Genomic DNA, 12,036 nt, shown 5'->3' on the forward strand with positions numbered 1-12,036 from the left:
ATGGACTTAAACAAAAAAGAAAAAATGTCTCTTTTACTTCAACAAGTTAATGTTCCTGAAGAACTTGTCGACAATCATTTTAGTGAGACATTGCTTGATAAATTAACCGTTTATAAAGAAACGAAAACCTGGGAGTTTCATTTACACAATCCTCATCCCTTTGTATTTGAAGCTCTTTCATTGTTTAAAGCGAATTTAACAACGGCTTTTCATCATATAGCAGAAGTTGACGTTGTCGTTTCAACTGACCAACAAGAACTATCTCAAGATGAATTCCAGGCCTATTGGCACAACTTTATACATTCAATCCATGATTTGTTTCCAGCTTATAAAGACTTCATCTGTTCTCAAGTTCCTAAATTAGAAGGACCCAATGTAACATTACAAGCTCGTAATGACACAGAGGCTAATATTATTAAGAAGAAACTAGACCCATTGTTTAGTGATTTTTGTAAGAAGAACGGTTTGAGATCGTATTACATACAACTTGAAGTCTCTCAAAACGAAGAAGAAATTAAAGAATTTCAAAGACAAAAACAAGAAGAAGAGCGAACTTTGATTCAAAAGGCCATTCAAGATCAAGCTGAAAAAGAAAAATCAAAAGAAAATGAAGCACAAGCTGATCAAGGTCCGCTTCAGGTTGGTTATGATATTAAAGATGATCCTATTGAAATGCATAACATTCTAGAAGAAGAAAAGCGAATGGTCATTCAAGGATACGTCTTTGATGTCGATATCCGCAATTTAAGGTCTGGTCGTGATCTTTTAATTGTTAGCATTACAGATTATACGGATTCAATTCAAATTAAAATGTTTTCAAAAGGTGATGAACAAAAAGAGCTATTCAAACGTGTACAGGCTGGTATGTGGTTAAAAGCTCGTGGAAGCATTCAAACGGATACCTACACGAATGAATTGATGATGATGGGTAATGATTTAAGTGAAATTAAAGTTTTAACGCGCCAAGATGAAGGAATTGATGGTGAGAAGCGAGTTGAATTACATGCCCATACAACGATGAGTCAAATGGATGCCACGGTTTCAGCAGAGGCGCTTGTTAATCAGGCGGCTAAATGGGGGCATAAAGCTGTTGCTATTACAGACCACGGTGGTGTACAAGCTTTCCCAGAAGCCTATAATGCGAGTGAAAAGCATGACATAAAAGTACTTTACGGACTTGAGGCTAATCTTGTAGATGATGGTGTACCAATTGCTTATAATGAAACGGATTTATGGTTAGAAGATGCCTCATATATTGTATTTGACGTTGAAACGACTGGTCTTTCAGCGACATACGACAAAATAATTGAGTTGGCTGCCGTTAGAATCCATCAAGGTGAAATAGTCGATCGTTTTGAACGATTTGCAAATCCACATCAAAAGTTAAGTCAAACAACAATTGATCTAACAGGTATCACAGATGATATGGTTAAAGATGCGCCTGAGATAGAAGATGTTATGCGTGATTTTTATGAGTGGTGTGGCAGTGACGTTTTAGTAGCGCACAATGCGAGCTTTGACATTGGATTCATTAATGCTGCCTATCAACGAATCGATTTACCAAAAGTGAAAAACCCTGTAATAGATACATTAGAATTAGCAAGACTACTTCACCCAGAATTAAAGAATCACCGTTTAAACACACTATGTAAACATTTAAACATTGAGTTAACTCAGCACCACCGTGCGATTTATGACGCGGAAGCAACAGGGTATTTAATGTGGAGCCTAGTTAAGAAGGCTAAAGAAAAAGAAATAGATAACCATCAAGATTTAAATCAATATGTTGGTCAGGGTGATGCCTATAAACGATCTCGACCTATGCACGCTATTTTAATTGCTCAAACAGAAGAAGGGTTAAAAAACTTATTTAAACTTGTCTCACTTGCTCATCTTAATTATTTTTACCGTGTCCCAAGAATCCCGCGGTCAAAGTTAATCAAACATAGAGAGGGTATTCTAGTTGGTTCTGGCTGTGATCAAGGTGAGTTATTCGATACGATTGCATTAAAGTCGGAAGAAGAAGCTGAAAAAGTCGCTGAATTTTATGATTATATCGAAGTACAACCACCTATGAACTATTATCATCTAATAGAAAAAGAAAATGTTCATTCTGTTGAGCATATTAAGCAGTTAATTAAGAAGTTGGTTGAGATGGGTGATAAACTTGGTAAACCAGTTGTCGCAACAGGTAATACTCACTACTTGCATCACCATGAAAAAATATATCGTCAAATCTTAATCGCTTCACAAAGCGGTAACCCATTAAACAGACAAACTTTACCTGATGTCCCTTTTAAAACAACCAATGAAATGCTAGAGGAATTTAAATTCTTAGGTGATGAAAAATCAAAAGAAATTGTTATTACAAACTCGAATTGGGTTGCTGGGCAAGTTGAGGTTTTAAAACCAATTAAAGATGATTTATACACACCGAACATTGAAGGTGCTGATGAAGAAATTCGTGATATGTGTTATAACAGAGCTAAAAGCATATACGGTGAACAACTTCCTAGCATCGTAACAGATCGTTTAGAAGTGGAATTAACAAGCATTATAGAAAATGGATTCTCTGTTATTTATTTAATATCACAAAAAATCGTTAAGAAGTCATTAGATGATGGGTACTTAGTGGGTTCTAGGGGGTCTGTTGGGTCTTCATTTGTTGCAACAATGATGGAAATTACTGAAGTTAACCCATTAGCTCCACACTATGTATGCCCTAATTGCCAACACTATGAGTTTTTCACAGATGGAAGTGTAGGTTCTGGATATGACCTCTTAGAGAAGGAATGCGTTGAATGCGGTACTGAATATAAACGGGATGGTCAGGATATTCCGTTTGAAACATTCTTAGGATTCAAAGGAGATAAGGTCCCTGATATCGATTTAAACTTTTCAGGTGAATATCAACCGGTTGCTCACCATTATACGAAAGTATTATTTGGTGAGGATAAAGTATATCGTGCAGGTACAATTGGTACTGTCGCTGAAAAAACGGCATATGGCTTTGTGAAAGGGTACGCACAAGATCATCAAATGATGTATCGACAAGCAGAAGTCGATCGCCTTGTTAAAGGTTGTACAGGTGTTAAGCGTACTACAGGACAGCACCCAGGCGGTATTATTGTTGTTCCTGATGAATATGAGATTTATGACTTTTCACCAATCCAATATCCAGCTGATGACCAAAGTTCAGAATGGTTAACGACTCATTTTGACTTCCATTCCATTCACGATAACTTATTAAAACTTGATATATTAGGGCATGATGATCCAACTGTGATCCGCATGCTTCAAGATTTAACTGGGATTGACCCAGAGTTTGTGCCGGTTAATGACCCTGAAGTGATGAAAATATTTAGCGGACCAGAAGTATTAGGTGTTAACGCCGATGATATACTATGTAAGACAGGTACGCTTGGAGTACCGGAGTTTGGTACACGCTTTGTAAGGCAAATGCTAGAAGACACTAAACCATCTACATTTAATGAATTGATCATTATTTCCGGTTTATCTCACGGCACGGATGTTTGGTTAGGTAATGCTCAAGAATTAATTAATGATGGCATTTGTGAGATTGGAGATGTTATCGGTTGTCGTGATGACATTATGGTTTATTTAATGCATAAAGGGCTTGAATCCTCATTAGCATTTACCATTATGGAATTCGTTCGTAAGGGTAAAGGGCTAAAAGATGAATGGATTGAAGAAATGAAAAAACACGGCGTTCCGGATTGGTATATTGAATCTTGTAAAAAAATCAAATATATGTTCCCGAAAGCACACGCTGCTGCTTATGTTTTAATGGCTATTCGAATTGCCTACTTTAAGGTGCATTATCCGATTGAATTTTACGCAGCATACTTTACAGTTAGAGCGGATGACTTTGAAATGGATACGATGGTGCGTGGTCGAGATCCGATTAAAAATCGTGTTGAAGAAATATTAGAAAAAGGAAATGACGCCGCACCAAAAGAGAAAAGTTTATTAACTGTATTAGAGTTAGCTTTAGAGATGAGTATGAGAGGTTTATCTTTTCAGAAAGTTGATTTATATAAATCGGATGCCAAACAATTTATTGTAGATGGGGATACATTAATTCCTCCTTTTAACTCAGTTGATGGTCTAGGTACCAACGCAGCCATAAATATCGTAAAAGCACGAGACGATGGAGAATTTCTATCAAAAGAAGATTTACGAGAACGCTCTCGTATTTCAAAAACAGTATTAGAGTATCTTGATCAACATGGCACTTTAGAAGGATTACCAGACCAAAATCAGCTATCATTGTTTTAAGGAAAGCTATAGGGTTGCAAATATTCAAGCAGTATGGTATATTTCATATTGGATAAGCAAAAGATACAGTTACGTTAAAAGAGTGGGGAAACCCACTCTTTCGTTTTTCTCACCCTGCTGAACGTTTGAAAACAACAGCAGGGCAATTTATTGTCTTAAAACAGGGTTAAAATGAAGAATCGGATAAATTCAAAGCTATAAAAGTGTTTAGAATAATCAACTTTTTAAGTATACAACACCTTTTTAAGGAGGGTATAATTTGAGTAAAAAGATTGTGACGTTAACAGAGGAGCTAGCACACCCCATTGTAGACACGATGGATTTAGAATTAGTTGACGTAGAGTTTACTAAGGAAGGTAAAAACCACTTTCTTCGTGTTTACGTAGATAAAGAAGGTGGCGTTGATATTGAAGACTGTGAGAAAGTTAGTGAACAATTAAGTGAACAGCTAGATGAAAGAGATCCCATTGAAAGTGCCTACTTTTTGGAAGTATCATCACCTGGTGTTGAACGTAAATTGAAAAAGCGTGAAGACTTCGAGCGCTTTGTAGGTTCTTATGTTTACATAAAAACGTTCGAACCCATTGATGGTGACAAAGAATTTTTTGGTGATATTAAAAGCTTTGAAGATGGTGAAGTCACACTCGTTGTGAAAGTAAAAACACAAACCAAAGAAGTAGTGATTCCTTATAACAAAATTGCGAATGCTCACTTAGCTGTGTCATTTTAATAAAGGGAGGTTTAACTGGTGAATACAGATCTTTTTGAAGCGATGGAAAACTTAGCAGATGAGAAAGGCATTGATCGTGAAGTGTTATATGAGGCGTTGGATGCGGCGTTAGTATCTGCTTATAAGAAAAACTTCAACTCTAAGACTAATGTTAGAGTTGAATTAGACCCAAGTGATGGTGAATTAAAAGTCTATTCACGACTTAAAATTGTAGAGGAAGTAGAAGACCGAGATTTAGAGATTGCTTTAGAGGAAGCTCAAGGGATTGACCCTAGCTATGAAGTTGATGATGTTGTTGAGAACGAAGTAACACCGCGTAACTTTGGCCGTATAGCAGCTCAAGCAGCGAAGCAAGTCGTTACTCAACGTGTACGTGAAGCTGAGCGGGGCGTTATTTATAACGATTTTGTCGACCGTTTAGATGATATTTTAATTGGTACTGTTCAAAGAATGGACCCACGCTATTTATATATTCATCTTGGTAAGATTGAAGGGAAGCTACCAATAAACGAAGTGATGCCTGCTGAGACCTACAATGTACACGACAGAATTAAAGTGTATGTTACTAAGGTGGAAAATACGAGTAAAGGACCACAAGTATACGTATCTCGTACCCATCCTGGTTTATTAAAACGTTTATTTGAAATTGAAGTTCCTGAAATTTATGAAGGAATCGTTGAAATTATGTCAGTATCACGTGAAGCGGGTGATCGTTCTAAGATTAGTGTGCATGCTGAAGACCCAGAAATCGATCCAGTTGGTTCTTGTGTTGGTCAACGCGGCCAGCGTGTCCAAACTGTAGTAGATGAATTAAATGGTGAGAAGATTGACATTGTTCACTATTCAGAAGACCCAGTTGTGTATATATCCAATGCTTTGAGTCCATCGAAAGTCATTGATGTTTTAGTAGATGAAGACGAGCATGCAACGACTGTGATCGTTCCTGACAATCAATTATCACTTGCTATTGGTAAGAGAGGACAGAATGCCAGGTTAGCAGCTAAATTGACAGGATGGAAGATTGATATTAAAAGTGAATCAGAAGCAGAGGAAGATGGGCTTCTAAGTAGTAACACTGCCTCTCGAAATGATGACGATCTTGTTCATGACGACGAACAGTAAAGGGGGAGTTTAAAATGGCTACCAAAAAGAAAGAACCTTTACGCAAGTGTGTTGTGACACAAGAGATGTTTCCTAAGAAGGATTTAATAAGAGTGGTTCGTAATAAAGAGGGTGAGGTCTTTATTGATGAGACCGGTAAGAAGAACGGTCGTGGTGCCTATTTAAGTAAAGATCCGTCAACTATCGAAAAAGCGAAAAAATCTAACATCCTACAAAAACACTTAAATGCAACAATTAGTGATGATATATATGACGAACTGATGCAAAGAGTGAGTGAATAACAATGGGACAAAGTTATCTAAACTTACTTGGTCTAGCATTTCGAGCAAGGAAGTTAACATTAGGAGAAGAAGCTATTGTAGAAAGCGTTCGTACAAACGAAGCTAAATTGGTGTTACTTTCAAAAGATGCATCAAATAATACTGTTAAAAAGCTTACGGATAAATGTAAAAGCTTTAATGTATCGTATTACATTGTTGACGATGATCGCCAAACGTTATCTAAAGCCATAGGCAAGCAAGGACGAGTGGCAGTAGCGGTTAATGATGAAGGTTTCGCTAACAAACTTAAGCAGTTGTTATCGGAATAATACTCGGGGGTGAATGTATGAAAAAAATGCGCGTATATGAATATGCCAAAAAACAAAACGTTTCTAGTAAAGATGTTATCAATAAATTAAAGGAATTAGACGTTGAAATTTCAAACCACATGTCTACGATTACTGAAAATACAATTAGGCAGTTAGATAAAATATATCAACCAAAGACTGAAGCAAAATCAAAACAAGAATCAAAACAAGAACCGAAACAAGAATCAAAACAAGAACCGAAACAAGAACCAAAACAAGAAAGTCAAAAACAACAAAAGCAACCAAATAAAAAGCAAAACCACCATAACAAAAATGAACCTAATAAAAACCAAGGTAATCAACATAAAAAGAATAAAGGCCAACAGAAAAAGCAAAATCACAATAAACAAAACAAACGTCCAAAAAACCAACAGAATGCGCAATCAACACCAGACAAAATTACGTATCAAGGCTCATTAACGGTTGGAGAACTTGCTGAGAAATTAAACAAAGATTCTTCTGAAATTATTAAGAAGTTAATGATAATCGGTGTTATGGCAACGATCAACCAGCAATTAGACGCAGAATCAATTGAGCTTATTTGTGATGATTTCGGTGTAGAAGTTGAAGAGGAAGTCGTTGTAGACCAAACAGATTTAAATAATTTTATTCAAGAAGACCAAGACAATGATTTAGAAATTCGTCCAGCGATCGTTACGATCATGGGACACGTTGACCATGGTAAGACAACACTATTAGATTCAATCCGTCACACCAAGGTAACAGAAGGTGAAGCTGGTGGTATTACTCAACATATTGGTGCTTACCAAATTGAAGATGATGATAAGAAAATCACTTTCTTAGACACGCCAGGTCACGCAGCGTTCACAAGCATGCGCTCACGCGGTGCTCAAGTAACTGATATTGCTATCTTAGTTGTTGCAGCTGATGATGGGGTGATGCCTCAAACAGTTGAAGCGATCAATCATGCTAAAGCAGCAGAAGTTCCAATTATCGTCGCAGTAAACAAGGTAGATAAAGAAGGCGCAGACTCAAGTCGTGTTATGCAGGAATTAACAGAATACGAATTAGTTCCTGAAGACTGGGGTGGCGATACAATCTTTGTACCATTATCTGCTTTAAAAGGTGAAGGGATCGATGACCTCGTTGAAATGATTAATTTAGTAGCAGAAGTAGAAGAGCTTAAAGCTAATCCTTTAAAGCTTGCAAATGGTACAGTGATTGAAGCACAGCTAGAAAAAGGTCGTGGAAGTGTAGCTACTTTATTAGTACAAAATGGAACCTTAAAGATGGGTGATTCCTTAGTAATTGGGAATACTTATGGTAAGGTTCGTGCTATGAGCGATGATTTAGGTAAACGTGTAGAATCTGCATCTCCATCAACACCTGTTGAAGTAATTGGCTTGAATTCAGTTCCTAAAGCCGGAGATCAGTTCTTAGTATTTGAAAATGAGAAAAAAGCTAAACAAATCGCTTCATTGCGCGAACAAAAAGACCTAGAAGAACAAAGAGAATCAACTGGTAAAGTTAGTTTAGATGAATTGTTTGACCAAATTAAACAAGGTGAGATAAAAGAAATTAATGCCATTGTAAAAGCTGATGTGCAAGGATCAGTTGAAGCAGTTGCATCATCACTACGTAAAATTGAAGTGGAAGGCGCTAAAATTAACATTATCCACACAGGTGTTGGTGCTATTACAGAATCAGATATTATTTTAGCATCTGCTTCTAATGCAATTGTTATAGGCTTTAACGTTCGTCCAGATAACAATGCTAAGCGATCAGCTGAATCTGAAGGAATTGAAATTCGTTTACACAGAATCATCTATAAAGTAATTGAAGAAATGGAAGCAGCAATGAAGGGTATGCTAGACCCTGAATATGAAGAGAAAGTAATCGGCCAAATTGAAGTGCGAGAAACATTTAAAGTTTCTAAAATTGGTACAATTGCTGGTTCTTATGTAACAGATGGTAAGATTACACGTAATTCTGGTATTCGTGTCATTCGTGATGGAGTTGTACAGTTTGAAGGTGAAATTGATTCTTTAAAACGTTTCAAAGATGATGTTAAAGAAGTACAACAAAACTATGAGTGCGGAATTACGATTAAAAACTTCAACGATATTAAAGAAGGCGACATCATTGAAGCCTATGTTATGGAGGAAATCAAACGTTCATGATCGGTTATGTCTATATAGAATGTTTTTTATACGATGTTCATTCATTAAAAGAAAAGCGTTCGATTATTAAACAAGTGACAAATCAAGTCACGAAAAAGTTTAATGTTAGTATGACTGAAATTGAATATCATGATACTTGGCAGCGTGCAGCTTTTGGGGTCGCTGTTGTCTCTAGGGAAAAAGTAAAGGCTGAGCAGATTTTACAACAAGCTGTTCGCTTAATTGATTCAAGTACAGATTTGGACACAACTATTATTGAATATGAATGGTTGTAAACTGAGGTGATCAAATGAGTAATCTACGAGCTAATCGAGTATCTGAACAAATGAAAAAAGAGCTCGGCGATATTCTTTCTAGAAAAATTAAAGATCCACGAGTTGGATTTGTGACAGTTACAGATGTTCAAGTCAGTGGAGATTTACAACAGGCTAAAGTGTTTATTTCCATTTTTGGTGAAGATCAACAAAAAGAAGACACTTTAGTTGGCTTAGCAAAATCTAAAGGGTTTATACGTACTGAAATCGGTAAACGCATTAGATTACGCAAAACGCCCGAAATATCTTTTGAAATCGATGAAGCGATTCAATATGGCAATAAGATTGAACGGATTTTAAGTGATTTAAATAAAGAATAACCATTATTAACATGTTAAGGATAGACATTCGTCTATCCTTTTAGCATGTAATACGTCAAGGGCCGGGGAATATAAAGACTTAATTGACTTTAAAAGTTAAATCTTCATCATTTGCGTGTTACAGAATAATAAAGAGGTGCTAGTATATGAATGGTATTATACCGTTATGGAAGCCAAAAGGTATGACTTCACATGATTGTGTTATGCAACTAAGAGGAATACTTAAAACGAAAAAGATTGGTCATACAGGAACTTTAGACCCTGAAGTAGAAGGTGTATTGCCAATTACTGTTGGAAAGTCTACTAAACTAACAACATTAATTACAGATCGACCTAAAACTTATCTAGCTGAAATTTCACTAGGTAAACAAACAAAAACTGAAGATCATACGGGTGATGTAGTTGATGAAAAAGAAGTTCCTCAGTCATTAACAATCACCAAATGCCAAGAAACATTAAAAAGATTTGAAGGAACGATCACTCAAATTCCACCTATGTATTCAGCAGTTAAGGTCAACGGTATGAAATTGTATGAATACGCAAGAGAAGGATTAGAAGTTGAACGCCCAAGAAGAGATGTGACCATTCATTCTAATGAGTTAGTTAGTGATCAATTAGTGCGAAAAGCACCAAATGATGTTCGGTTTTCATTTCGTGTAACTTGCTCAAGTGGAACTTATATTAGAACGCTTTGTGTTGATATAGGAAAGGAAATCGGGTTTCCAGCTTACATGTCACACCTAATTAGAGAAGAAGCTGGCTCATTTACTAGCGATGATGCAGTCACGATTTCAGAATTAGAAAAAGCTAAAGAACATGGTGATTTCTCAAAGTATTTAGTTAATCCTTCTAAAGCTTTATCGTTTTTACCATTATACACGGCGAATTTTGATGAAATTATTCGATTTAAGCATGGACAAGTACTACCTGTTCCATCTAAACTAAAAGAAGTTGAACTTTTTCGAGTAGAAGATGAAAACTCCGAACTAATTGCGTTATATCAAAAACATCCAAATAAAGAAAGTTTAGTTAAGCCGTTTAAGGTATTGCAAGTATAAAGAAGGTGAAGAGTAATGAAAGTAATTGAACTTAATTTAAAAGATCAATTAACAGCATTAGATGATGTCAGTATTGCTGTTGGTTATTTTGATGGGGTACATAAAGGGCATCAGGCCGTCATTCAAGAGGCTGTTAACCAAGCGAATCATCGAGGCTTAAAATCTGGGGTTATGACATTTAACCCACATCCATTAACTGTTATAAAAAATCAACCTTTAACAGATTACTTAATCACATCACTAGAAGAGAAATTAGCGCTTTTTAAACAGATGAATTTGGATTATGTCATCATCGTTACTTTTGATTATGATTTAGCTCAATTATCGCCTCAAAATTTTGTGAATCAGTTTTTTATTGGTTTAAATGTTAAACATGTAGTAGGTGGTTTTGACTTTTCATTTGGACATAAAGGTGCTGGTAAGATTCAAAATATGGACTCTTATGCAAATGGTGCATTCACTCATTCTGTAGTTGGCCAAGTATCGTTAAAAGACGAAAAGATTAGCTCTACTTTAATTAGAGAACAATTATCATTAGGCCATTTACAGTATACAGAAAAGTTATTAGGGCGTCCTTTTTCGATTCATGCGAAAGTAAAAGAAGGCTATAAAAGAGGTAGAGAAATTGGATTTCCGACTGCTAACTTAGAAGTTAGCACTGATCATAAAGTACCTAAGCTGGGTGTTTATGCTGTTTACGTTAAGATAAACGGTAAGAATTACGAAGGGATGGCAAGTGTGGGTTATAACCCGACATTTGATGATCAGCATGAAAAACCAATTGTAGAAGTGAATATATTTGACTTTGATGATGATATATACGGTGAATTAATTGAAGTAGCATTTCTAAAATACATTCGAAATGAAGAAAAATTTGATGGTGTTGATCAATTAATTGACCGAATAAAAAAAGATGAAGTTGAAGTTAAAAATTTTCTTTCCTTAAGGTAGTTAACCCTTGCATTTATAGCATATAACGTGTATTGTATTTAATGTATCGAATATAACCTTGTTCTTGGCATAACGTCTCTCCGCCGAATGCTAGGAAGAAGGGGATTACAATAATTTTAGGAGGTGAATAGGATGGCAATTACACAAGAGCGTAAAAGCGAACTTATTAAAGAATTTAAACAACATGAGAACGATACTGGTTCTACTGAGGTTCAAGTAGCTATCCTAACAGAACAGATTACTACTTTAAATGATCACTTACGTGAGCACAAAAATGACCACCATTCTCGTCGTGGTTTAATGAAAATGGTCGGTAGACGTCGTCATTTGTTAAACTATTTACGTAACAATGACATTCATCGTTACCGTGATTTGATCAATAAACTTGGTCTACGTCGATAGGATTGTCACAAAAAGCGGGGTAATACCCGCTTTTTCTTTATCCATAAGCCTTTTATTAGCCTTTTCGAGTA

Annotated in this window: 11 protein-coding genes; all 11 read left to right on the top strand. The window is 36.0% G+C overall.

Going from position 1 to position 12,036, the window contains the following annotated elements:
* The 11 genes from ABDZ63_RS08210 (at window position 1) to rpsO (ending at window position 11,965) form a co-directional block, all read left to right on the top strand.
* A complete protein-coding gene (locus ABDZ63_RS08210) occupies window positions 1-4,299 on the top strand; it encodes a PolC-type DNA polymerase III (RefSeq protein WP_343782993.1) in 4,299 nt (1,432 codons plus the stop codon).
* 259 nt (window positions 4,300-4,558) lie between these two features.
* Window positions 4,559-5,029, top strand: coding sequence for a ribosome maturation factor RimP (gene rimP, locus ABDZ63_RS08215; protein WP_343782995.1), 471 nt, complete (start codon window positions 4,559-4,561; stop codon window positions 5,027-5,029).
* Between the two features lie 18 nt (window positions 5,030-5,047).
* Window positions 5,048-6,151: a transcription termination factor NusA gene (gene nusA / locus ABDZ63_RS08220; protein ID WP_343782997.1), complete on the top strand. Its 1,104-nt coding sequence runs from the start codon at window positions 5,048-5,050 to the stop codon at window positions 6,149-6,151.
* A 14-nt stretch (window positions 6,152-6,165) separates the two neighbouring features.
* On the top strand, window positions 6,166-6,432 hold the full coding sequence (gene rnpM, locus ABDZ63_RS08225; RefSeq protein WP_343782999.1) for an RNase P modulator RnpM: 267 nt from the start codon (window positions 6,166-6,168) through the stop codon (window positions 6,430-6,432).
* A 2-nt stretch (window positions 6,433-6,434) separates the two neighbouring features.
* Entirely contained in the window at window positions 6,435-6,740 is a 306-nt protein-coding gene (locus ABDZ63_RS08230; protein ID WP_343783001.1) for a YlxQ family RNA-binding protein, read from the top strand.
* A 17-nt stretch (window positions 6,741-6,757) separates the two neighbouring features.
* Complete coding sequence (infB, locus tag ABDZ63_RS08235) at window positions 6,758-8,920, top strand: translation initiation factor IF-2 (protein ID WP_343783003.1); 2,163 nt, start codon at window positions 6,758-6,760, stop codon at window positions 8,918-8,920.
* Complete coding sequence (locus ABDZ63_RS08240; protein WP_343783005.1) at window positions 8,917-9,195, top strand: DUF503 domain-containing protein; 279 nt, start codon at window positions 8,917-8,919, stop codon at window positions 9,193-9,195. Before infB ends, ABDZ63_RS08240 begins: the two co-directional genes overlap by 4 nt.
* A gap of 14 nt (window positions 9,196-9,209) precedes the next feature.
* Window positions 9,210-9,554 carry a 30S ribosome-binding factor RbfA gene (gene rbfA / locus ABDZ63_RS08245; protein WP_343783007.1) on the top strand — a complete coding sequence of 115 codons (345 nt, stop codon included), beginning with the start codon at window positions 9,210-9,212 and terminating at the stop codon, window positions 9,552-9,554.
* Between the two features lie 146 nt (window positions 9,555-9,700).
* Window positions 9,701-10,612, top strand: a complete 912-nt coding sequence (truB, locus tag ABDZ63_RS08250; RefSeq protein WP_343783009.1) for a tRNA pseudouridine(55) synthase TruB — start codon at window positions 9,701-9,703, stop codon at window positions 10,610-10,612.
* Between the two features lie 15 nt (window positions 10,613-10,627).
* Entirely contained in the window at window positions 10,628-11,563 is a 936-nt protein-coding gene (locus ABDZ63_RS08255; RefSeq protein ID WP_343783011.1) for a bifunctional riboflavin kinase/FAD synthetase, read from the top strand.
* 132 nt (window positions 11,564-11,695) lie between these two features.
* Window positions 11,696-11,965, top strand: coding sequence for a 30S ribosomal protein S15 (gene rpsO / locus ABDZ63_RS08260; protein WP_343783013.1), 270 nt, complete (start codon window positions 11,696-11,698; stop codon window positions 11,963-11,965).
* Window positions 11,966-12,036: the final 71 nt, after the last annotated feature.

Source organism: Alkalibacillus silvisoli, assembly GCF_039521975.1.
GTDB lineage: Bacteria > Bacillota > Bacilli > Bacillales > Alkalibacillaceae > Alkalibacillus > Alkalibacillus silvisoli.